The sequence below is a fragment of the Pandoraea captiosa genome, from assembly GCF_902459775.1.
Lineage (GTDB): Bacteria > Pseudomonadota > Gammaproteobacteria > Burkholderiales > Burkholderiaceae > Pandoraea > Pandoraea captiosa.
Genome location: NZ_CABPSQ010000003.1, coordinates 592,104 through 614,074 on the forward strand (window position 1 = coordinate 592,104; position 21,971 = coordinate 614,074).

The 21,971-nt window shown below is 62.2% G+C and carries 19 protein-coding genes and 1 tRNA gene; 7 read left to right on the forward strand and 13 right to left on the reverse strand.

Annotated features, from left to right (window positions below):
• Positions 1–82 precede the first annotated feature (82 nt).
• Together PCA31118_RS13280 and PCA31118_RS13285 are read right to left on the reverse strand one after the other, a co-directional pair.
• Complete coding sequence (locus PCA31118_RS13280; RefSeq protein ID WP_044457130.1) at positions 83–736, reverse strand: histone H1-like repetitive region-containing protein; 654 nt, start codon at positions 734–736, stop codon at positions 83–85.
• Positions 737–1,487: 751 nt separating this feature from the next.
• Positions 1,488–2,639, reverse strand: a complete 1,152-nt coding sequence (locus tag PCA31118_RS13285; RefSeq protein ID WP_150625630.1) for a ribonucleotide-diphosphate reductase subunit beta — start codon at positions 2,637–2,639, stop codon at positions 1,488–1,490.
• Positions 2,640–3,215: 576 nt separating this feature from the next.
• Between PCA31118_RS13285 and PCA31118_RS13290 the strand changes: the two genes are divergently transcribed.
• Positions 3,216–4,187 (forward strand): aldose epimerase family protein, encoded by a 972-nt coding sequence (locus PCA31118_RS13290; protein ID WP_174990451.1) that lies wholly within the window; start codon positions 3,216–3,218, stop codon positions 4,185–4,187.
• A 189-nt stretch (positions 4,188–4,376) separates the two neighbouring features.
• Here the strand turns inward: PCA31118_RS13290 and PCA31118_RS13295 are convergent, their stop codons facing one another.
• From PCA31118_RS13295 to PCA31118_RS13315, 5 genes are all read right to left on the reverse strand, one after another.
• A complete protein-coding gene (locus PCA31118_RS13295) occupies positions 4,377–7,328 on the reverse strand; it encodes a ribonucleoside-diphosphate reductase subunit alpha (RefSeq protein WP_150625632.1) in 2,952 nt (983 codons plus the stop codon).
• A gap of 373 nt (positions 7,329–7,701) precedes the next feature.
• A complete protein-coding gene (ampD, locus tag PCA31118_RS13300; RefSeq protein WP_150625633.1) occupies positions 7,702–8,301 on the reverse strand; it encodes a 1,6-anhydro-N-acetylmuramyl-L-alanine amidase AmpD in 600 nt (199 codons plus the stop codon).
• Between the two features lie 574 nt (positions 8,302–8,875).
• Complete coding sequence (locus PCA31118_RS13305) at positions 8,876–9,388, reverse strand: DUF1269 domain-containing protein (RefSeq protein WP_150625698.1); 513 nt, start codon at positions 9,386–9,388, stop codon at positions 8,876–8,878.
• A 216-nt stretch (positions 9,389–9,604) separates the two neighbouring features.
• A complete protein-coding gene (locus PCA31118_RS13310; protein ID WP_150625634.1) occupies positions 9,605–9,901 on the reverse strand; it encodes a PP0621 family protein in 297 nt (98 codons plus the stop codon).
• 6 nt (positions 9,902–9,907) lie between these two features.
• Positions 9,908–10,792, reverse strand: coding sequence for a cytochrome C assembly family protein (locus PCA31118_RS13315; protein WP_150625635.1), 885 nt, complete (start codon positions 10,790–10,792; stop codon positions 9,908–9,910).
• Positions 10,793–10,925: 133 nt separating this feature from the next.
• Here PCA31118_RS13315 and ffh point away from each other — a divergent pair, with 133 nt between their 5' ends.
• Both ffh and PCA31118_RS13325 read left to right on the forward strand, forming a co-directional pair.
• Positions 10,926–12,290, forward strand: coding sequence for a signal recognition particle protein (gene ffh, locus PCA31118_RS13320; protein ID WP_069340961.1), 1,365 nt, complete (start codon positions 10,926–10,928; stop codon positions 12,288–12,290).
• Between the two features lie 128 nt (positions 12,291–12,418).
• The gene (locus tag PCA31118_RS13325) at positions 12,419–12,967 is read left to right on the forward strand and encodes a hypoxanthine-guanine phosphoribosyltransferase (protein ID WP_150625636.1); all 549 of its coding nucleotides are present in this window, start codon (positions 12,419–12,421) and stop codon (positions 12,965–12,967) included.
• 145 nt (positions 12,968–13,112) lie between these two features.
• On the opposite strand, the gene PCA31118_RS13330 is transcribed toward PCA31118_RS13325, so the two are convergent.
• A complete protein-coding gene (locus PCA31118_RS13330; RefSeq protein ID WP_150625637.1) occupies positions 13,113–13,706 on the reverse strand; it encodes a MarC family protein in 594 nt (197 codons plus the stop codon).
• 204 nt (positions 13,707–13,910) lie between these two features.
• Positions 13,911–15,647 carry a proline--tRNA ligase gene (locus PCA31118_RS13335; RefSeq protein ID WP_150625638.1) on the reverse strand — a complete coding sequence of 579 codons (1,737 nt, stop codon included), beginning with the start codon at positions 15,645–15,647 and terminating at the stop codon, positions 13,911–13,913.
• A 216-nt stretch (positions 15,648–15,863) separates the two neighbouring features.
• Here PCA31118_RS13335 and PCA31118_RS13345 point away from each other — a divergent pair, with 216 nt between their 5' ends.
• Positions 15,864–16,544: an RNA pyrophosphohydrolase gene (locus PCA31118_RS13345; RefSeq protein WP_425495354.1), complete on the forward strand. Its 681-nt coding sequence runs from the start codon at positions 15,864–15,866 to the stop codon at positions 16,542–16,544.
• Between the two features lie 85 nt (positions 16,545–16,629).
• Entirely contained in the window at positions 16,630–17,205 is a 576-nt protein-coding gene (locus tag PCA31118_RS13350) for a CNP1-like family protein (RefSeq protein WP_150625640.1), read from the forward strand.
• A gap of 208 nt (positions 17,206–17,413) precedes the next feature.
• Here the strand turns inward: PCA31118_RS13350 and proB are convergent, their stop codons facing one another.
• The 4 genes from proB to rplU form a co-directional block, all read right to left on the reverse strand.
• Positions 17,414–18,547, reverse strand: a complete 1,134-nt coding sequence (gene proB, locus PCA31118_RS13355) for a glutamate 5-kinase (protein WP_150625641.1) — start codon at positions 18,545–18,547, stop codon at positions 17,414–17,416.
• 159 nt (positions 18,548–18,706) lie between these two features.
• On the reverse strand, positions 18,707–19,837 hold the full coding sequence (cgtA, locus tag PCA31118_RS13360) for an Obg family GTPase CgtA (RefSeq protein ID WP_150625642.1): 1,131 nt from the start codon (positions 19,835–19,837) through the stop codon (positions 18,707–18,709).
• A gap of 151 nt (positions 19,838–19,988) precedes the next feature.
• Positions 19,989–20,249 (reverse strand): 50S ribosomal protein L27, encoded by a 261-nt coding sequence (gene rpmA / locus PCA31118_RS13365; RefSeq protein ID WP_010803931.1) that lies wholly within the window; start codon positions 20,247–20,249, stop codon positions 19,989–19,991.
• A 28-nt stretch (positions 20,250–20,277) separates the two neighbouring features.
• A complete protein-coding gene (gene rplU / locus PCA31118_RS13370) occupies positions 20,278–20,589 on the reverse strand; it encodes a 50S ribosomal protein L21 (RefSeq protein WP_010803930.1) in 312 nt (103 codons plus the stop codon).
• Positions 20,590–20,916: 327 nt separating this feature from the next.
• Here rplU and PCA31118_RS13375 point away from each other — a divergent pair, with 327 nt between their 5' ends.
• Both PCA31118_RS13375 and PCA31118_RS13380 read left to right on the forward strand, forming a co-directional pair.
• Complete coding sequence (locus PCA31118_RS13375; protein WP_246190221.1) at positions 20,917–21,846, forward strand: polyprenyl synthetase family protein; 930 nt, start codon at positions 20,917–20,919, stop codon at positions 21,844–21,846.
• A gap of 19 nt (positions 21,847–21,865) precedes the next feature.
• Positions 21,866–21,942, forward strand: a tRNA-Pro gene (locus PCA31118_RS13380).
• The last annotated feature ends 29 nt before the right edge of the window (positions 21,943–21,971 follow it).

Sequence of the window (21,971 nt, forward strand, 5' to 3'; positions counted from 1 at the left end):
TCATCACAGCGGGTTTCGGATCGAGTAGGCCTACTCGATCAAAAGACACCTAAGTGCCTTGGTTCCTGCATCGGCACTCGAATTACGGACGGCTGCCGGTCGGGAACGGCCATGCCGCTGCCGGGTTCAGCGTCGTCTTTGCAGCTGCGGGTGCAGCGGCCGGTGCTGCGGGAGCAGCAGCAGGCTTGGCGGCAACCTTCTTCGCGGCCGGCTTCTTGGCAGCAGGCTTCTTCGCAGCGGCAGGCTTCGCAGCAGGCTTGGCGGCAGCCTTCTTGGCGGCCGGCTTCTTCGCAGCAGCCTTCTTCGCAGCAGGCTTGGCAGCGGCCTTCTTCGCAGCAGGCTTCTTGGCAGCGACAGCCTTCTTGGCGGCCGGCTTCTTGGCAGCTGCCTTCTTGGCGACGGCCTTCTTGGCGGCCGGCTTCTTGGCGACAACCTTCTTCGCTGCTGCCTTCTTCGCGACCGGCTTCTTGGCGGCGACCTTCTTCACTGCTGCCTTCTTGGCGACCGGCTTCTTGGCGGCAACCTTCTTCACTGCAACCTTCTTGGCTGCCGGCTTCTTGGCGGCGACCTTCTTGGCTGCCGGCTTCTTGGCGGCAACGGCCTTCTTCGCTGCCGGCTTCTTAGCGGCAACAGCCTTCTTGGCGACAGGCTTCTTGGCAGCAGCAGCCTTCTTCGCTACCGGCTTCTTGGCAACAGCCTTCTTTGCTGCGGGTTTTTTCTTAGCAGTAGTAGCCATCACATTACTCCTTAACGTGAAAGATCACTCAAACGAAACTACCTGAGAAGGAAACCCGACCACCGTGCGGGAACCGCCGGCGAGCGGGCTATTCATCGGCGTACGCATCGGACTTCGACGGCTTACGCTAATGAATTCGGCGCTGCGCGCATGACGCGGACCGTGTGTGGTCACGCGCGCAAAAAAATTGCCGGCGACATTGCCGCCAGCAATTCGATTGTCTTGAGAAAGGGAGTTCGCCAGATTCTTCGGGGGGTAGCTTGCCTGTCCCGTCATCGGGATGGAGGAGTTTGCGATAGCGGATAAGCGATACTGCTTGCTATGCACCAAGGTTTTTACGCTCCGTAACTACCAGCTCTCTGTCGCGGGAGGAAAGCAGTGAGTGCTTTCGTGTGTTCATCGAGACTGCAATTTATTTGAGCGAATAATAATTCTTTTGTGATGCGATGTTAATACTTTGTGCGTAAAAAAGCGCACATCAATCGTAACGAAGAAGTCAATCTGTTGTATTTGATGCACATCACACTCGCATGTCGATGCGCGCGATGCGTTTGTCGAGAGGCAACTTCAACGTGCGAGTGAGGATGATGTGCGTGACTCGCGCCACATCTTCGACTGCTCATTGCGTCAGTCGCGCGTGCAACGCACGCACACACCACCCTCTTGAAACCCGCATGGATGCTCGCGTTGCGCGACACATCCATTTTTCGTTCGGTGCTCACTCGCACGTGAGCGAACACCGGGTCAACACTTAGTCCCAGCTCAGCGCGCCACCGGTCTGGTACTCGATCACTCGCGTTTCGAAGAAGTTGCGTTCCTTCTTCAAGTCGATCATCTCGCTCATCCACGGGAACGGATTTTCTTCGTTCGGGTAGAGCGCTTCGAGACCGATTTGCGCGCAACGACGATTCGCGATGAAGCGCAGATAGCTCTTGAACATGCCCGCGTTCAGACCCAGCACGCCGCGCGGCATCGTGTCTTCAGCATAGCGATACTCAAGCTCGACGGCCTTCTTGAACAGCTCGCGAATCTCTTCGCGGAACTCCGGCGTCCAGAGGTTCGGGTTTTCCAGCTTCACCTGGTTGATCAGGTCGATGCCGAAGTTGCAGTGCATCGACTCGTCGCGCAGGATGTACTGATATTGCTCCGCAGCACCGGTCATCTTGTTCTGACGACCCAGCGCCAGAATCTGCGTGAAGCCCACGTAGAAGAACAGACCTTCCATGATGCAGGCAAACACGATCAGCGAACGCAGCAGCTTCTGGTCGGCTTCCTGCGTCCCCGTCTTGAACGACGGATCGGCGACCACTTCGATGAACGGCAGCAGGAATTCGTCCTTGTCGCGAATCGACGCCACTTCGTGATACGCGTTGAAGATCTCGGCTTCGTCCAGCCCGAGGCTCTCGACGATGTACTGATATGCGTGCGTGTGGATCGCCTCTTCGAACGCCTGACGCAGCAGGAACTGGCGGCACTCGGGCGCGGTGATGTGGCGGTACGTGCCCAGCACGATGTTGTTGGCGGCGAGCGAGTCTGCCGTCACGAAGAAGCCGAGGTTACGCTTGATGATGCGGCGCTCGTCTTCGGTCAGGCCGTTCGGGTCTTTCCACAGGGCGATGTCGCGCGACATGTTGATTTCCTGCGGCATCCAGTGGTTGGCGCAACCGGCCAGATACTTTTCCCATGCCCACTTGTACTTGAACGGCACCAGCTGGTTCACGTCCGTCGTGCCGTTGATCACGCGCTTGTCCGAGGCGCTCACGCGGCGCGTCGACTGCGAGGCGATCGTGTGCGGTGTGTCGTCTTGCGTGCCCAGAATGTTCGAAGCAGGCGCAGCCGGCGTCACCGGTGCGGCGGGAGCAGCGGGCTTGGCGGTGGTGGTGTCTTCTTCCCAGTTAAGCATAGGGTCTCGGTCCGTTCAGGTTGATGCAATACACGCCGCGAGACGCGCATCGCCGAATTGACAGATCAGCCGTTCGGTGACGAAGGGCCGACGAAAAAATTGCCGATAGTGCAGCCGTCAACTTGACGATGACGACGAAAAATCCGCTGAAGGTAACGCTTGGTGTTGGGGGTAAAGCAGATTCGCTTTCGCGCTAATTTGACCGATGACGCCGGTGTGGGAGCTGCAACCGTTGTCTTGCAACATCATGACCTCCCGACGTCGATCGAATGACTCCAATTTAGCACAATACTGTCACTCATTCCACCCCGTCGACACCATATATTGTGGTGGGTTATGCCACCACCACAATACCTAGTGTTTTCGAGTATTCCGCATGGGGCGGGCCTCCAGCCTTGCGGGATCGGCATCTTGCCATGAAACCGCCGCGCGCGACAGCGTTTGCACTGCATCAAAATGACACGCCCTCGCATTGGCGTATGCTGTGCGGCAGGCGTCACGACGCGAGACCGCAGCGACAGATTCCGGCCCGCGCCACCTCACCATCTCTCGACGCCGATGAAGGAGATACCGACGATGACATCCACAGGCGCCGAAGGCGCACAGCACCGGGCTGGCCAACCGGATTCGCCACCGCTCACCCCATCCACCCTCACGCCCGGCAAACCGGTTCGTCTCGCCAGAGGCGCCCTGATCGCCGAGGTGCAGCCCGGTTGTGGCGCTCGCCTCTCGCGACTCGCGCGACGCGACACGCGCGGCGACCTGTTCGACTACCTCGTGCCGCTTGGCGATGCGCCATTTTCCTCCGACGAATGGCCGAAGGCCGGTGCGTTTCCCATGCTGCCGTATACCAATATGTTGCGCGACGACACGCTGCACTGGCGCGGGCGCACGATCGCCGTTCACGAAGCGCCGGTCGCATCCAGTTCGCTGCACGGCTGGGGGCTGCGGCGCGAATGGGAGGTCGTCGACGAAAGCCCGCATTGCTGCGTGCTGCAACTCGACTGTCCCGCACAGCCGGCGTGGCCCTGGCACTATCAGGCGTATCTGTCGGTCACGCTCGACGAGCATGGCGTCGACATGCAGCTCTCGCTGACGAATCTCTCGACGCAGGAGATGCCCGCCGGGCTCGGCCTGCATCCGTACTTCCGCTGGCCCGCGGGCGCGCGCCTGACCTTCGAGTCCGAGGCGCTCTGGCGCTCCCCTTCGGAGGAGATTCGCTGGCCCAGCGAGCAACGCGTGCACGTGGGGCCGATGGAGGTGGTGTCGGTCGGTGGCGGCCTCGATACGGGCGGACGCTCGACCTGGTTTGCCGAAGTGCCTGCCGAGTCGGGTCGCTTCGAAGCGCGCATCGACTATGCCGGCGGCCTGCGCGCCGCCACGGTGCGCAGCGACGACGCAACGTGGCTCGTGCTGCACTCCCCCGCCGGACGCCCCTACCTCTGCCTGGAACCGTCCACGCATCGAGTCGGGGAGTTCGACAACGATCACGTCGTGCTCGGTCACGGCCAGACGCTGGATCTGTCGATGCGAATCGACTTGGCGTGACCCGGCGTGATCTGGCGTGGCCCGGCCTGACCTCATCCGGCCGGAATCCCGCAGGATCCACGGGCCGCCCAGGCCCCACAGGAATCCAATCCGAGTGTCCATGCAAAGCAAAACCCCGCCGTCCTTTCGGGCCGGCGGGGTTTTTCGATGGCGCGCCGCATGTCGAATGCGGCACGCATCACACCCGGCTTACTGGCAAGCCTCGCACTCTTCGAAGCCCGGGTCGCCCGGACGCATCGTGCAGACCGCGCCTTCGGCTTCCGGCATCGGCTGGGCCAGCGGCGAGGTCGGTTCGGCGGAGAAGCCGCCCGACACACCACCCGAGCTCGGCACCGCGTTGAGCGCACCATGGCTCACCGTCGACTTCTCGACGTGCGTGGCCGCCATCGTACGGAGGTAGTACGTGGTCTTCAGCGCACGCGTCCAGGCCAGCTTGTACGTCTCGTCGAGCTTCTTGCCCGAGGCGCCCGCCATATAGATATTGAGCGACTGCGCCTGATCGATCCACTTCTGACGACGCGACGCTGCCTCGACCAGCCACTTCGGCTCAACTTCGAACGCCGTGGCGTAAATCTCGCGCAGATCGGCCGGCACGCGGTCGATGCGGGCAAGCGAACCGTCGAAATACTTCAGATCGGCGACCATCACTTCGTCCCACAGACCGCGGGCCTTCAGGTCACGCACCAGATACTCGTTGACCACCGTGAATTCGCCCGACAGGTTCGACTTCACATACAGGTTCTGGAACGTCGGCTCGATACAGGCCGAGACGCCGATGATGTTCGAGATGGTCGCCGTCGGGGCGATCGCCACGCAGTTCGAGTTGCGCATACCGTGCGAGGCGATGTGCTTGCGCAGGCTGTCCCAGTCGAGCGTGCTCGACAGGTCGACGTCGACGTAACCGCCGCGCTCTTCCATGAGCAGCTTGAGCGAGTCTTGCGGCAGGATGCCACGATCCCACAGCGAGCCCTTGTACGACGAGTACTGACCACGTTCCTTTGCCAGCTCGGTCGACGCCCAGTAAGCGTAGTAGCAAACCGCTTCCATCGAACGGTCGGCGAACTCGACGGCGGCGTTCGACGCGTACGGCGTGCGCAGCAGGTGCAGGCAGTCCTGGAAGCCCATGATGCCCAGGCCCACCGGACGGTGATGCAGGTTCGAATTGCGCGCCTTCGCCACCGCGTAGTAATTGATGTCGATGACGTTGTCGAGCATGCGCATCGCCACACGGATGGTGCGTTGCAGCTTCTCGTGATCCAGCTCGTAGCCGTTGGCCGTCTGCTTCAGGTGAGCCACGAGGTTCACCGAGCCGAGGTTACACACGGCGATTTCCGTATCGCTCGTATTGAGCGTGATTTCCGTGCACAGGTTCGACGAGTGCACCACGCCAACGTGTTGCTGCGGCGAGCGGATGTTGCACGGATCCTTGAACGTGATCCACGGATGGCCGGTCTCGAACAGCATGCCCAGCATCTTGCGCCACAACGCTTGCGCCGGCACCTTCTTGAACAGCTTGATTTCGCCGCGCGCGGCCTTCTCTTCGTAGGCCGTGTAGGCCTGCTCGAACGCCTTGCCGAACTTGTCGTGCAGATCCGGGCAGGTCGACGGCGAGAACAGCGTCCATTCACCGCCTTCCATCACGCGCTTCATGAACAGATCGGGAATCCAGTTCGCCGTGTTCATGTCGTGCGTGCGGCGACGATCGTCACCCGTATTCTTGCGCAGTTCCAGGAATTCTTCGATATCCAGGTGCCACGTTTCCAGATAGGCGCAGACCGCGCCCTTGCGCTTGCCACCCTGGTTCACGGCCACGGCCGTGTCGTTGACTACCTTCAGGAACGGGACCACGCCCTGGCTCTTGCCGTTCGTGCCCTTGATGTGCGAGCCGAGTGCGCGAACCTGCGTCCAGTCGTTGCCCAGGCCGCCGGCGAACTTCGAGAGCAGCGCGTTTTCCTTGAGCGCTTCGTAAATGCCTTCCAGATCGTCCGAGACGGTCGTCAGGTAGCACGACGAGAGCTGCGAGCGACGCGTGCCCGAGTTGAACAGCGTCGGCGTGGAGCTCATGAAGTCGAAGCTCGACAGGATCTGGTAGAACTCGATCGCACGCGCTTCGCGCTCGACTTCGTTCAGGGCCAGCCCCATCGCCACACGCATATAGAATGCCTGCGGCATTTCGATGCGATGGTTTTCGATGTGCAGGAAGTAGCGGTCGTACAGCGTCTGCAGGCCAAGGTAGTTGAATTGCAGATCGCGGTTCGCGTCGAGCGCGGCAGCCAGCTTGCCCAGGTCGTACGAGAGCAGTTGCTCGTCGAGCAGTTCGGCGTCGACGCCTTGCTTGATGAAGCGCGGGAAGTACTCGATGTAACGCGCGGCCATTTCGGCCTGCGGCACCTCTTCGCCAAGAATCTCGCGACGGATCGTGTGCATCAGGATACGCGCGGTGACCTGGCTGTAAGCCGGTTCCTTCTCGATGAGGGTACGCGAGGCGAGGATCGCCGAATCGTAGACCTGCGACAGCGGCACGCCGTCGTACAGGTTCTTGATGGTTTCGGTCAGGATCGGCTCGGCGGTGACTTCACTGCCGAGGTTTTCGCAAGCCGCCTTCACCACGTTACGCAGCGCCGCCATGTCGAGCGGGCGCGTCACACCGTTGTCGGTGACATGCAGCACCGGGGTGTCGGGCGTTGCCGCCTCTTGCGTGGTCTCGCCCGCGCTCGCACGCTCTTGCGAACGCTTCTCGCGGTACAGCACGTAAGCGCGCGCCACGTTGTGCTCGCCTTCGCGCATGAGAGCGAGTTCGACCTGATCCTGAATGTCTTCGATGTGGAACGTGCCGCCGTTCGGACGGCTGCGCACCAGCGCGCGCACGACGTTCTGCGTCAACTGTTCCACGAGTTCGCGTACGCGCGCCGAAGCCGCACCCTGACCGCCGTTCACGGCAAGGAACGCCTTGGTCACGGCGATCGCGATCTTCGACGGCTCGAAACCCACCACCGCGCCGTTGCGTCGAATCACTTTGAAGTCGGCGTTGGTTGCCGGCTCGAATGCGCCCGTCGTCTGGGGCGCCGACGCACCCGTGCCGCTGCCAGCGTTCGTGGCGGGCGTCGGGTTCGGGCGGGTGAGGTTTTCGTTAGTCTGCATGTAAAAACTCCCGTTCCAATGAGATGGTGCTGTTAGCGCACTTCCACCAGCTAATACGAAGTACCAAGTCGGCAAAAATGCGCCCTGGGGGCGCCGATGGAGCGAAGTGCTGAACACCGCACGACCGACGGACGGCCAAGGGTTCGAGGTGTCCGCTGCACGGCTTTGCTGCTGTACCGCCCCATAAAACGCCGCGGGGCAAGCACGGTATTGATGGATCCTGCTTCCCGTCACCGACCACTATATGTAGTGGTCAGCGACCGGATTGGCACTAAGTATAGTGGAGATGACGCACTCCGCAAAATCAAAAATTTGTGTCCCGGGAAGGCCCGCGCCGTCTTCGTGTCAAGCAAAACCTGCCCCCGGGTGAGGGTTAATCGTTCGGCTGGAACGGCAACGCCTCCGGCGCCAACGCCGCCATTCGACGCAACCGCTGCCATTCGAAATGCGGCCCCGGATCCGTCTTGCGGCCAGGTGCTATATCGGCATGCCCGGCCACGGCTTGAATCGGATAACGCTCGCGCAAAACGCGGGTGAGCGCCGCCAGCGTTACGTACTGCTCGGCGGTAAAAGGCAGGTCGTCGGTACCTTCCAGTTCAACGCCAATGGAAAAATCATTGCAACGCGTGCGCCCTTCGAACGACGACGCCCCGGCGTGCCACGCCCGCGCATCGCACGACACGAACTGTTGCAACGCACCATCGCGCCGCACCAGAAAGTGCGACGAGACGTGCACGCCACGAATCTCGTCGAAGAACGGATGCGCATCGTGATCGAGCCGGTTCTGGAAGAACGCAGGAATTTCGTCGCCGCCGAATTGCCCGGGTGGCAGCGAAATGTTGTGCACCACGAGCAAGCCGATGGGCATGTTCTGCGGACGTCCGTCGAAATTCGGCGACGGCAGGCGCTCGGCTTGCCGGACCCAGCCTTCGGCGTCGAGCGTGAAGACCGGCAGCTTGTCCGGCGCGTTCACGCGTCACCTCGCCGCAAAGCCGACTCAGTCGACTCAGCCGACTCAGCCGACTCAGCGGAACGGTCTTTCGGTCGGTGCGCAACGTTAGGGGATGCAGATGACTGGAGCATGACGGGCACAGCGAACTCCCGTAGAGCGAGGGGTGGCATTGTAGCCCACTTGGCGTGACCCCGCCGGTAACCGACGCGGGGTGAGATCCGTTCGGCACGGGGCCATCGGGCCAGTGTCACGCGGGGCATCGTCTGAAACAAGTCAAAAAATAAAAGGGGAATTCCCAAAGAAGAAGCCTCTCGCCAAACCGGGCCGAGAGGCTTCCGTGGGCGTGTCCACGCCCGGGGATGGCGCTGCGCTCGTGTCCGGCATCGCCTGCAAGACACGCACACCATCCCGCGCCGCTCACAGGGGCGACGCCAATGGCCGTTGCCGGCCGGTAAAACACGTTGGTGGACGCCGTCGCATACACCGTCGTGTACACTTTTGCACTGCGCTTGCCGCGTCTCGCGCATCTCCCTCGCTTCGCTTTCTGCCTCGCTTCCTGTTTCGCTTCCTGCCTCGACTCCGACGTCGCTCCCAATCACGGGAACGCCGGAATCGCTGCCTCGACACCCTCCATGTGCGCCTCGGGGTGATGCTCCTTGAGCATGTCGCGAATCTCGTCCACGCGGCTCTCGCGCACGTCGACCATGAGCAGGATCATGCCGCGCTCCATCGGCTCACGAAATGCCTTGAGCCGCGAATTCGGCACGGAAACCCCGATCATGCTCGACACCCACGCGCCGAAAAGCGCACCGAGCGGGGCCGTCACAATCATCAGTTCCCACTGGGGACGCGTGCCCACGATGGGGAAAAACGCGGCGACTGCACCGACTGCCAGCCCACAGAAGCCACCGATCACGAGTCCGGCTTCTGCGCCGTGCACGATATCGGAAGTCTGTAGGAGGTTAGCCTCGTGCAGTCCCTCCAGGTCCATTTCGTCACGTGCCATGAAGTGGATGTGACGCTCCTCGATCCGGGCGAGCAACAAGTCGCTCATCGTGCGCTGGGCACTCGCCAGATCGGGAAGAAGGAAATACATCCGTTTGCGCATTAGCATATTGCGCCCTCCTGTCGTCGCGCCCCTTCGTTATGGCTGTTATGGACGGGGTCAGTTACTGTGTTTTAGTGCATGCGACACGCATGCGCAAGCCGCCGCATCCGAATGGGCGTCGGCTGATATCGCACAATGACAGACAGAAGATGGCGGCAATGCGAGGCGCAGCGCCATGTGACGGAAACGCTGCGCGAGCGGTTCGCGCAGCCAGGCTCAGACGCGGTGTTCGCGCGTCAGGTAAGCGTCGCGATGCGCGGCACTGCAAAAGTGCGTGCCGCCGGCGCCGGCCAGCGACTCACTTTCGGGAAGATAGGTATCGCACTCGCTGCAACGCACCATGCGCTCCGCGGGCGGCAACGACTGACGCGCGCTCGTGCGCCCCTCCCCGCCCGGTGGCGTACGCATGCGTTCGTTCTGCCCGGGACGCCCGGCATTGCGCTTGCGTTCGTTGTGACGCATCCACCACGTCCCGGCAATCAAGAGCAACAGTAACAGCAGGATATTGCGCATCGCGCTTCAAGTCTCCGTCATGCGATGCAGCACCACCTCAAGCACGAAGCGAGAACCGACATACGCCAGCAACAGCGCCACGAACGACGCCAGAACCCAACGCAGCGCGACCTTGCCGCGCCACCCGTAAAAATGCCGCCCGAGCAGCACCGCGCCGAACATCAGCCACGACACCACCGCGAACACGGTTTTGTGATCGATGCGCACCGCGCGCCCGAACAGCGCCTCGGAGAACATCACGCCCGAAATCAACGTCAGTGTGAGCAGGACGAACCCCGCGCCGATCAGGCGGAACAACAGCTTCTCCATCGTGAGCAGCGGCGGCAGGGTCTCGAGCCAGCGAGACAGCCAGCCGGTCGCCTCGAGGCCACGTGACGGGTGCAGTTGTCGCTCGGCATAGAGCATCAGCAACGCATGCAGCGCCGCCAGCGCGAACAGCCCATAGGCCATGTTCGCGATGATGAAGTGCGCCTTGAAAATCGGATCCGCCGCAAAGCCGAGAATCCGCACGTCCGGGAAGATCATCGGCAACAGGCACGCGACGGCGGCCACGGGTGTGACCATCAGTCGCAGGCTGTCGAGCGGAAAGAAGAAACTCTCGATCCAGTAGATGCCGACCGAGAGCCACAACATGGCCGAAAGCATGTACGCAAAACCGAAGTGCATGCTGTCTGCGCGGAAGATGGTCTGATGCAGCAGCACCCCGTGCAGCAAGAGCGCCGCGAACAGCGAGAGCTGCATCGGCCAGCGCGAGGGCGTGCCCGTGACAGGGGCAGGCGCGACCTGGCCGCCCGCGAGAGCGAGCGCGGCGTCGCGCCGGTATCCCTGCCACGAACAAACCGCCAACCCGGCGTAGAGGATGGCGGTCAGCGCATACAGTAAAATAGTCATGTTTGAAGTTTACACCAGCCCATGAGGGGCGCGCTGCCGTGCTTGTCACCGCCATGAATCCCAATTGACCGCACGGTCAGTCGGCCGGGGGACAGGCAAACAAGGCCGCTGTTGGTCTTACAGGATACGTTTCATGCTCGACAATCTCACTACGCGGCTTGCCAAAGTCGTCAAGACGCTGCGCGGCGAAGCCCGGCTGACCGAGGCCAACACGCAGGAAATGCTGCGCGAAGTGCGCCTCGCCCTGCTCGAGGCCGACGTCGCCCTGCCGGTGGTGCGCGATTTCATCGCCAAGGTGAAGGAAAAGGCCCTCGGCGAGGAAGTCATTTCCAGCCTTTCGCCCGGCCAGGCCCTCGTTGGCGTGGTTCAGCGCGAACTCACGGCGCTCATGGGCGGCGATTACGAAGGCCGCGCCGCCGAACTCAATCTCGCCACCACGCCGCCCGCCATCATTCTGATGGCCGGTTTGCAGGGCGCGGGCAAGACCACCACCGTCGGCAAGCTCGCCAAGCTGCTGCGCGCCCAGAAGAAGAAAGTCCTGACCGTTTCCACCGACGTCTACCGTCCGGCCGCTATCGCGCAGTTGGAAACGGTCACGAAGCAGGTCGACGCCGACTTCTTCCCGTCCCAGCCTGACCAGAAGCCGGTCGACATCGCCCGCGCAGCCGTCGACTGGGCACGTCGCCATCACCACGAAGTGCTGCTCGTGGACACGGCCGGCCGTCTCGGTATCGACGAAGCGATGATGCAGGAAATCAGCGCCCTGCATGCCGAACTGAAACCGATCGAAACGCTTTTCGTCGTCGACGCCATGCTCGGTCAGGACGCCGTGAACACCGCCCGCGCCTTCAACGACGCGCTGCCGCTCACCGGCGTGGTGCTCACCAAGCTCGACGGCGACTCGCGCGGCGGCGCCGCGCTGTCCGTGCGCCACATTACGGGCAAGCCGATCAAGTTCGTGGGCGTGGGCGAAAAGCTCGACGGCCTCGAAGTCTTCCATCCGGACCGCATGGCCAACCGGATTCTCGGCATGGGCGACATTCTCGCCCTCGTCGAGGAAGCGCAACGTGGCGTCGACGTCCAGGCCGCCCAGAAACTCGCGGACAAGGTCAAGAAAGGCGGCGACTTCGATCTGAACGACTTCAAGGCGCAAATCGGCCAGATGAAGAAGATGGGCGGCCTCTCGTCGCTCATGGACAAGCTGCCGGCGCAGTTTCAGGCGGCCGCGAGCCAGACCAACATGGATCAGGCCGAAAAGCAGGTGCGACGCATGGAGGGCATCATCAATTCGATGACGCCCGCCGAGCGTGCCAAGCCCGAGCTGATCAAGGCGAGCCGCAAGCGCCGCATTGCTGCCGGCGCGGGCGTTCAGGTGCAGGAAGTCAACCGTATGCTCAATCAGTACGATCAGATGCGCACCATGATGAAGAAACTCAAAGGCGGTGGCATGATGAAGATGATGCGCAGCATGAAGGGCATGATGCCCGGCATGCGCTGATCAGGTCTCATCCGGTCGCGCACTGGCGGCAGGGATTACGCTCGGGAAGTCTGCGCTGCGTTTTCCCGATATACTCCGGGCCGCAATTAGCGAATCACCCGCAACACCGTTCCACAGGGTCGCCCCATATGAACCGCGAAGAAGCCCTCGAAGTATTCCGTAATTCCGAAGAAATCGTCTCCGCCGACGAGGTCAACCGCTCCGTCGACACGATGGCCAAGGCCATCAAGGCAGCCGTTGGCGACGACTTTCCGATGGTGCTGTCGGTCATGGGCGGCGCCGCCGTCTTCACCGGCATGCTGTTGCCGCGTCTCGACTTCCCGCTCGAGTTCGACTACATCCATCTCTCGCGCTACAACAACACGACCACCGGCGGTGCAATGCAGTGGCGCGTGGCGCCGCGCGACTCCGTCCGCGACCGCGTCGTGCTCGTGCTCGACGACATCCTCGACGAAGGCGCCACCATGGCGGCCATTCGCGACCGCATTCTGGAGATGGGTGCATCGAAGTTCTACAGCGCCGTGCTGTGCGAGAAGCTGTTGACCAAGGAAAAGCCCTCGCATCCGGATTTCTGCGGCTTCACCGTGCCTGATCGCTATGTCTTCGGCTGCGGCATGGACGCCAAGGGCTACTGGCGCAATCTGCCGGCGATTCGCGCGCTGACGACGCCGCGCTGATTTCCGAGCGATGGCCGGCGCGGCATCTGCGCCCGTCAGGCACAGAAAGGGACCTTCCTCAGGTCCCTTTTCTTTTGGGCGCGTGTTGCTTCGCGCCCCTGCACTCGCCGGCGGGCGCGAAAACGGCCGTTAGCGAGACATCCGATCAGAACTGGTGGACGAACACCTTCACGCCTTTGAGGATCATCTCGACCGAAATCGCGACCAGAATCAGCCCCATCAGCCGCTCGAACGCCGCCACCACTCGCGACCCTAACCAGCGCTCGATGCGATCGGCCAGCAGCAGCACGACCGCACACACGAGCATCGTCACACTCAGCGCGGTGATCCACTCGAGCATGCGGCCCGGTTGCTGCGACACGAGCAGCATGACGGTCGCGAGCGCCGACGGGCCCGCCAATGCCGGAATCGCGAGCGGCACGATGAGCGGTTCACCGGCATCCGGCAAGCTGCCGCTGTCCGGGCGCGGAAAGATCATGCGCAGTGCGATGAGGAACAGCACGATCCCGCCTGCCAGTTGCAGCGACAGGTCGGTGAGACTCATCATGCGCAAAAAGCGCTCGCCGACCAGCATGAAAATCAGCAGGATCGCAAACGCAATCAACACTTCTCGCACGATCACCCGCGGCCGTCGGGCGGCCGGCACGTTCTTCAGTGCGTTTACGAAAATGGGGATGTTACCGAACGGATCGGTGATGAGCAGCAGCAGCACGGTGGCCGACGCGAACGTGTATTCCATACGAACGACGCTTTCCGAGTGGTCAGAAACTTCAAAGGTTCAGGGGCAACGGGCGAAAAAAACGGCAGCCGCCTACGCGACTGCCGTCAGGTGATGCCGTTCCGAGCCGGCGGGGAAGACGCCGTCGCCAACGTGCCTGATGCAATTAGCCTCAGGCATCGCGCATTAGGCATTAAGCATTAGCGTGACGTCATGCCGCGTCGCTCAAACACCCTTGGCGGCACGCACCTTGCCGGTCACGACTTCCGCGACGGTTGCCGCATCGAGGAGCTGGGCTTCCGTGTCGCGACGGCCCTGATACTCGATCTTGCCTTCCTTCAGGCCACGGTCACCGATCACCACGCGGTGCGGCACACCGATCAGTTCCCAGTCGGCAAACATCACGCCAGGACGCTCGCCACGGTCGTCCAGAATCACGTCGATACCGGCGGCCAGCAGATCTTCGTACAGCTTGTCGGCGGCCGCACGCACGGCCTCGCTGCGGTCGTAGCCCATCGGGCACAGCACCACTTCGAACGGTGCGATCGATTCCGGCCAGATGATGCCGCGCTCGTCGAAGTTCTGTTCGATGGCCGCCCCGAGAATGCGCGTAATACCGATGCCGTAGCAACCCATCTCCATCGGCGCGGGCTTGCCCGTTTCGTCGAGGAACGTGGCATTCATGGCGTCGGAATACTTCGTGCCCAGTTGGAACACGTGACCGACTTCGATACCGCGGCACAGCGCGATCTCACCCTTGCCGTCCGGCGAAGCGTCGCCCGGCACGATGTTGCGCAGATCGGCCACGATTTCCGGTTCCGGCAGATCGCGGCCCCAGTTCACGCCCGTGATATGGAAGTCCTTCTCGTTCGCGCCCACGACGAAATCGCTCATGTGCGCAACGCTGCGGTCGACCACAAGCTTCACCGGCTTCTTCGTGCCGATCGGCCCGAGGTAGCCCGGCGGCGTGCCGAACCATTCGACGATTTCGGCTTCGGTGGCAAAACGCAGATCAGACAGACCCGGCACCTTGCTTGCCTTGATTTCGTTGAGTTCGTGATCGCCGCGCAGCAACAGCAGCCAGACGGTGGTGCCCGCATCGCTGTCCGTGGCGAGCACGATCGACTTGACCGTGCGTTGCAGGGGGATCGAGAGCAGTTCGGCCACTGCCTCGCACTTTGCCTTGCCCGGCGTTGCCGTCTTGGTCATGGCTTCGGCAGGCGCGGCGCGCTCGCCCTGCGGGGGCAGCGCTTCGGCCATCTCGACGTTCGCGGCATAGTCCGACGTCGGGCAGTAGGCGATGGCGTCTTCACCCGTCTCGGCGATCACGTGGAACTCGTGCGAGCCCGAGCCGCCGATGGAGCCGTTGTCTGCCACCACAGCGCGGAATTCCAGACCCAGGCGGGTAAAGATGCGCACGTAGGCGTCGAACATCTTCTGGTAAGACGCTTGCAGGCCGGCACGATCCTTGTCGAAGGAGTAGGCGTCCTTCATGATGAATTCGCGACCGCGCATCACGCCGAAACGCGGACGGATTTCGTCACGGAACTTCGTCTGCACCTGATAGAAGTTCACCGGCAACTGACGATAGCTCTTGATTTCGCGACGCGCGATGTCCGTCACCACTTCTTCGTGGGTCGGGCCGACGACGAATTCGCGATCGTTGCGGTCCTTCAGGCGCAGCAGTTCCGGGCCGTACTTCTCCCAGCGGCCCGATTCCTGCCACAGTTCTGCCGGCTGCACGGCTGGCATGAGCAATTCGAGCGCGCCGGCGCGATTCATTTCTTCACGGACGATGGCTTCGACCTTGCGGATCGAGCGCAGCCCGATCGGCAGGTAATCGTAGATACCGCCGGCGACGCGGCGAATCATGCCGGCGCGCATCATCAGCTTGTGGCTGACGATTTCGGCGTCGGCGGGAGCTTCCTTGAGGGTGCCGATGAAGAAACGAGAGGCTTTCATGCAGATTTCCGGGAAAAAATAGGGTCAGCGGCGCACGCGGCGGTTCGGTCTGTTGCGCCGAAGCGGGGACCACGGAGTCACGATGCTGTCTTCGCAGCCCCTGAGACTCCCGCCGGCCGTACGCGCCGCCCCGGTTGCCCGAGCCGCCGCCGGCCGCCGCGCCGGTGATTATCTGTTTATAATCGAAGCAATTTTAAAGGATTCAAGGGTGGTTGTATGCTGGACCGTGAAGGCTTTCGCCCGAACGTCGGCATCATCCTCTTAAACGCACGCAATGAAGTGTTCTGGGGCAAGCGGCTGGGCGAGCACTCCTGGCAATTCCCGCAAGGCGGCATCAAGTACGGCGAAACGCCAGAACAGGCCATGTTCCGAGAATTGCACGAGGAAACCGGGCTAAAGCCAGAACACGTCAAAATCATCGGTCGCACACGCGACTGGCTGCGTTATGAGGTGCCGGACAAATTCATCAAACGCGAAGTGCGCGGACATTACCGGGGCCAGAAGCAGATCTGGTTCCTGCTGCGCATGGTCGGACGCGACTGCGATATTTGCCTTCGCGCGACCGATCATCCGGAGTTCGACGCCTGGCGCTGGAACGAATACTGGGTGCCGCTCGACGCGGTGATCGAGTTCAAGCGCGAGGTCTATCAGCTCGCGCTGAACGAACTCTCGCGCTATCTGCGACGCTCGGCCGCGCGCGCCCAGCAGGACCGGCGACGGTTTCCGCGCGCCGGGGCCCGGGTCGGCGAGATGCCGCCGGGCGCCACGGACGCCTCGCACGGGCGGGACGACGGCCTCGGCAGCGCTGACTGCGGCGGCACGGTAGAGTCGGCCGCCACCCCAGGCAACGCGGGCAATGCGGACAGCGCCGACGCCCGGCACCGTCGGGAGCACTGAACCGCGCGGCTGTCGGCCTGTCTCAATACCGGTCGCGGGCATCATGCCCGCGCCCGCTTTTTTCTGATCACTCAACCACATTTCCATGCGCCCTTTCCTCGCCCGCCGCGCCCCGCGCCTGGCCACGCTCGTCTCTTTGGCCGCCCTTGCGTTGGTGGCCGCATGCAGCAGCACGTCGCAGCCCGTCCAGGACTTTGACGAGTACCTGGCTCAGCAGGAGGCCAACAAGGGCAAATGGAAGGAAGCGGAATTCAAGCTGCCGACCACTGCGCCGCAGGACGCAGATCTCATCAGTTTCCCCACGCTGCCGAATTCGTCGCTCGACTACGCCATCGACGCGAAGTCCATCGAAGTCACACGCGAAGACGGCGTGGTGCGCTATGTCGCCGTCATTCGCAGCAAGGAAGGCGCGCGTAACGTTTCGTACGAAGGCATGCATTGCGCGACGTTCGAATCGCGCCTTTACGCCACCGGCCGCCCGGATGGCACGTGGGTCGCTGCACGCAACAGCGAATGGCGTCCCATCAAGCCGTACGGCTCGACCGCCTATCAGGGCATTCTTTATCGCGACTTCCTCTGCCAGGACAAGACGCCGTATGGCACCGCCAAGGATATCGTGCAAAACCTGCGCTATCCGACGACGCCCGCCGCATATCGCTAATCGGCACCAATCCGGTACTAATCGGCGCCTGCTGGCACTTGGCGGCGCCGGTCGGTGCTGAGGGGCGCTGAAACCCGCCGATAGCCGATCTGGCGAAGATCGTATCTTCCACATCTTCGCCGGAAGGCCGCCATAAAAAAACGCCGGTCACGTCAAATCTCGTGCCGGCGTTTTTTCCTGGGCCGCGCTGCGCCTCGGTGCGAGAGGCTCAGCGCAAGATCAGGTTGTCGCGATGTATCAACTCCGGCTCGTTCGCGAAACCCAGCACCTGCTCGATATCGCTGCTTGGGTGACGGCGAATGAGGCGTGCCTCCGAGGCGCTGTAGTTCGACAATCCACGCGCGACCTCGTGACCGGCTTCATCCACGCAGGAGATGACCTCGCCACGCGCGAACGTGCCTTCGACGTCGATCACACCGATCGGCAACAGGCTCTTGCCCTCTTCCACCAGTTTCTTGCACGCGCCCGCGTCGATCACGACGCGACCACGCACCTGGAGATGATCGGCCATCCACTGCTTGCGCGCAGTGAGTACCGCCGTGCGTGCGACCAGTTGCGTGCCGATGGCTTCGCCGCCGGCCAGCCGCACCAGCACGTCAGCCTCCCGGCCCGAAGCGATCACGGTATGTGCGCCGCTCGTCGCCGCGCGCTTGGCCGCCAGGATCTTGGTCAGCATGCCGCCGCGGCCGATATTGGTGCCCGCGCCGCCGGCCATCGCCTCGAGACGTTCGTCCCCGGCTTCGGCCTCATGCACGAATTCGGCATCCGGGTGCTTTCGCGGATCGGCGGTATACAGGCCCGACTGGTCGGTGAGGATGACGAGCGCGTCGCCGTCGATCAGGTTCGTGACGAGCGCGCCCAGCGTGTCGTTGTCGCCGAACTTGATTTCATCCGTCACGACAGTGTCGTTCTCGTTGATGATCGGCACCACACCGAGGCGCAACAGTGTGAGCAACGTCGTGCGCGCGTTCAGGTAGCGTTCGCGATCGGCCAGGTCGGCATGCGTGAGCAGAATCTGCGCCGTTCGCACGCCATGTTCGGCGAAACGCGTCTCGTAGACCTGCGCGAGGCCCATCTGGCCCACGGCAGCGGCGGCTTGCAACTCGTCGATGGCCTTCGGGCGTCGCGCCCAGCCCAGGCGCTGCATGCCCTCCGCGATCGCACCCGAACTCACGAGCACGACCTGCTTTGGCAGGCGACCATCGCCCCCGTGCCGCAAAGCGGCGATCTGCTGCGCCCAACGCGCAATGGCAACATCATCCAGACCGCGACCGTCGTTGGTCACGAGACTGGATCCCACTTTCACCACGAGCCGCTTGGCATCGGCGATGACCGAACGCATGGAACTGGATTCTCCTGCGGATGTATTGGGAAGACGGGACCGCCGAGGCCGGAATGACGCGGCGCACCGGTCATCTCTCATCGGGCCACAGCAGCCGGATCGCTGGCGTTGGCGCTCCATATCCGGAACGTCAGCGCCAGCGTTTGAGTGATGTGGAGTTTACGCCTTTGGCGTGTCGTCCGTTGGGCTTTGTGGTGCTACAGCACCTTCCGGCGCTGCGCTGCCTGCGCGAAAACGCGGGTCGGCAGCGGCATCTTCGATCGCCTCTTCGACGGCGCCACGTTGCTGATACAGGTATTCCTGCACCGCGAGACACAACTTCTCGCAACCCTCGCCCGTCAGCGCGGAGATTTCAAAGGTCGGGCCATCCCAGCCGAAACGCTTCTTGAAGTCGGCCACGCGCTCGATGCGCTCCGCTTCGGGCACCATATCGACCTTGTTGAGCACCAGCCAACGCGGCTTCTGGAACAGTTCCTCGTCGTACTTTTGCAGTTCGAGGACGATGGCCTTGGCATCCGCGACCGGATCGACACCCTCGTCGAACGGTGCAATGTCCACGATATGCAGCAACAGACCGGTGCGCTGCAAGTGACGCAGGAACTGGTGACCGAGGCCGGCGCCTTCCGCCGCACCTTCGATCAACCCCGGAATGTCGGCGATCACGAAACTCTTGCCCGGCGCGGTACGCACGACGCCCAGGTTCGGGTGCAATGTCGTGAACGGATAATCCGCGATTTTCGGACGCGCATTCGACACCGACGCGATGAACGTCGACTTGCCCGCATTGGGCATGCCGAGCAAACCGACGTCCGCGAGCACCTTGAGCTCGAGCTGGAGCATGCGGCGCTCGCCGGGTTTACCGTCGGTCTTCTGACGCGGCGCCCGGTTCGTACTCGACTTGAAGTGGAGGTTGCCCAGACCGCCCGCGCCGCCTTGCGCGAGCACGACTTCCTGACCGTGCTCGGTCAGGTCGGCAATGGTCTCGCCGGTGTCCATGTCGGTGATGATCGTGCCGACCGGCATGCGCAGGAAGATGTCGTCCCCGCCCTTGCCGTAACAGTCCGAACCGCGACCGGATTCACCGTTCTTCGCCAGATGCTTCTTCGAATAACGGTAATCGATCAGGGTATTGATATTGCGATCCGCCACGGCAAACACACTGCCGCCGCGACCGCCGTCGCCGCCGTCAGGTCCGCCGAACGGCACGAATTTCTCACGGCGCATCGATGCCGAGCCGTTGCCGCCGTTCCCGGCGATCACCTCGATTCGTGCTGCGTCTATGAATTTCATGTGGGTCCGCCCCGCTTAACGACCGTCCGCAGACGATCCTGAATACTGTTCAATGACCCGCTTCGGGCGCGACAAGTTCGCTGCGCGCCGGCGGGACAAACAAAAAAGGCTCCGCATGAGAGCGGAGCCTTTTGGTGGCAAAAGGCTTAGCTTACGCTGCCGGCACCACGCTAACCACTTGCTTCTTCGCTGCGCCCTTGACGGCGAATTGCACGTGGCCGTCGGCCAGTGCAAACAGCGTGTGGTCCTTACCGATGCCGACGTTTTCGCCAGCATGCATACGAGTACCACGTTGGCGAACGATGATGCCGCCAGCCAGGATCGCCTGACCGCCGTACACCTTCACGCCAAGGCGCTTCGACTCGGAATCGCGGCCGTTACGGGACGATCCGCCTGCTTTTTTGTGTGCCATGACTTAACTCCTTACCTAGCTCGATCGATTAGCCGTTGATGCTGTCGATGCGCAGCTCGGTGTAGTTTTGGCGATGGCCTTGACGCTTTTGGTAGTGCTTGCGACGGCGCATCTTGAAAATCTTCACCTTGGGGTGACGACCCTGGGCGATAACGGTAGCCTTGACGGAAGCCCCACTGACCAACGGCGCACCGAACTTAATCGATTCACCCTCGCCGACGGCGAGAACCTGGTCGATGGTGATTTCAGCGCCAATGTCAGCCGGTATCTGTTCTACTTTGAGCTTTTCGCCAGCAGCAACCTTATATTGCTTACCGCCGGTTTTTATGACCGCGTACATTGTTGAACCTCACTCATAAACAAGAGAATTTCCGCGCAGACCGAGGGTCCCGAAAGGACTCGACTTACCGGTCGATCGCACTGCCGCAGCCCGTCATACCTAAGTATTTTCGGACCTTGCGCAGCGAATGCGCGCACGAAAACGGGGAATTATACAGACTTTCTCCTTTTGCGTCAAAGACTTCCATGACGCCAGTCATTCCGCGGCTCTGGTGCCCGAAAGTGGCCGCACCCACTATATAATTTGGGGCGAATTTTTCCTCACCCGAGCCTTGTCTTGACTGCTTCGACTTCTTCCCAGAACGTACTGGCCGCCATCGCCGACGACATGCGTGCCGTCGACCAGCTTATCCGCCACCGGCTGGCCTCCGAGGTGGTCCTGATCAATCAGATCTCGGAGTACATCATCAATTCGGGCGGCAAGCGACTGCGCCCGGCATTGCTGCTGCTCGTCTCAGGCGCGCTTGGCGTGAACTCGCCGGCGCGTTACGAGCTCGCCGCAGTCATCGAATTCATCCATACGTCCACGCTGCTGCACGACGACGTCGTCGACGAATCGGACTTGCGTCGTGGCAAGCAGACGGCCAACGCGCTGTTCGGCAACGCCGCTTCGGTACTGGTCGGCGACTTCCTGTATTCGCGCTCCTTCGAGATGATGGTGAGCGTGGACAACATGCGCGTGATGCAGATTCTGGCGCGCGCCACCAACGTGATCGCCGAAGGCGAAGTGCTGCAGTTGCTGAACATGCACGACCCGGACGTGGACGAGGCCCGTTACCTGCAGGTCATCAAGTACAAGACGGCCACGCTGTTCGAGGCAGCCACGCAGCTCGCCGCCGTGCTCGCCAACGCCGACGCGCAGACGGAAGCCGCCGTGCGCGAGTATGGCGGTCGTCTGGGCACCGCCTTCCAATTGATGGACGACTGGCTCGACTACGCCGGCGACACCGACGCGATGGGCAAGAACGCGGGCGACGATTTGCGCGAAGGCAAGCCGACGCTGCCGCTGATCCATGTGCTTCAGCACGGCACGGACGAAGAACGCGCTCTCGTGCGCGAAGCGATCGAGAACGGCGGCACGGACAAATTCGAGCCGATCCTCGCTGCGATCACGCGCACGGGTGCGCTCGACTACACGCTGGCACGCGCGAAGGAAGAGGCAGATGCGGCCGCGCAAATAATTTCTGCACTTCCCTCTTCCCATTACAAAAATAGCCTGCTAGAATTATGTTCTTACTCGATAGCGCGACGCACTTAGCGAAGTAGCAGTATCGAAGCGGGGTGTAGCTTAGCCTGGTAGAGCGCTACGTTCGGGACGTAGAGGCCGGAGGTTCGAATCCTCTCACCCCGACCAGAATTTCCTTAGAAAACAGCGGACTATAA

Bases quoted from the DNA above. Each gene is read 5' to 3' on its own strand.
- PCA31118_RS13280 (WP_044457130.1), bottom strand. From the start codon at position 736: ATGGCTACTACTGCTAAGAAAAAACCCGCAGCAAAGAAGGCTGTTGCC.
- PCA31118_RS13285 (WP_150625630.1), bottom strand. From the start codon at position 2,639: ATGCTTAACTGGGAAGAAGACACCACCACCGCCAAGCCCGCTGCTCCC.
- PCA31118_RS13290 (WP_174990451.1), top strand. From the start codon at position 3,216: ATGACATCCACAGGCGCCGAAGGCGCACAGCACCGGGCTGGCCAACCG.
- PCA31118_RS13295 (WP_150625632.1), bottom strand. From the start codon at position 7,328: ATGCAGACTAACGAAAACCTCACCCGCCCGAACCCGACGCCCGCCACG.
- PCA31118_RS13305 (WP_150625698.1), bottom strand. From the start codon at position 9,388: ATGCGCAAACGGATGTATTTCCTTCTTCCCGATCTGGCGAGTGCCCAG.
- PCA31118_RS13310 (WP_150625634.1), bottom strand. From the start codon at position 9,901: ATGCGCAATATCCTGCTGTTACTGTTGCTCTTGATTGCCGGGACGTGG.
- PCA31118_RS13315 (WP_150625635.1), bottom strand. From the start codon at position 10,792: ATGACTATTTTACTGTATGCGCTGACCGCCATCCTCTACGCCGGGTTG.
- ffh (WP_069340961.1), top strand. From the start codon at position 10,926: ATGCTCGACAATCTCACTACGCGGCTTGCCAAAGTCGTCAAGACGCTG.
- PCA31118_RS13325 (WP_150625636.1), top strand. From the start codon at position 12,419: ATGAACCGCGAAGAAGCCCTCGAAGTATTCCGTAATTCCGAAGAAATC.
- PCA31118_RS13330 (WP_150625637.1), bottom strand. From the start codon at position 13,706: ATGGAATACACGTTCGCGTCGGCCACCGTGCTGCTGCTGCTCATCACC.
- PCA31118_RS13335 (WP_150625638.1), bottom strand. From the start codon at position 15,647: ATGAAAGCCTCTCGTTTCTTCATCGGCACCCTCAAGGAAGCTCCCGCC.
- PCA31118_RS13345 (WP_425495354.1), top strand. From the start codon at position 15,864: ATGCTGGACCGTGAAGGCTTTCGCCCGAACGTCGGCATCATCCTCTTA.
- PCA31118_RS13350 (WP_150625640.1), top strand. From the start codon at position 16,630: ATGCGCCCTTTCCTCGCCCGCCGCGCCCCGCGCCTGGCCACGCTCGTC.
- proB (WP_150625641.1), bottom strand. From the start codon at position 18,547: ATGCGTTCGGTCATCGCCGATGCCAAGCGGCTCGTGGTGAAAGTGGGA.
- cgtA (WP_150625642.1), bottom strand. From the start codon at position 19,837: ATGAAATTCATAGACGCAGCACGAATCGAGGTGATCGCCGGGAACGGC.
- rpmA (WP_010803931.1), bottom strand. From the start codon at position 20,249: ATGGCACACAAAAAAGCAGGCGGATCGTCCCGTAACGGCCGCGATTCC.
- rplU (WP_010803930.1), bottom strand. From the start codon at position 20,589: ATGTACGCGGTCATAAAAACCGGCGGTAAGCAATATAAGGTTGCTGCT.
- PCA31118_RS13375 (WP_246190221.1), top strand. From the start codon at position 20,917: ATGCGTGCCGTCGACCAGCTTATCCGCCACCGGCTGGCCTCCGAGGTG.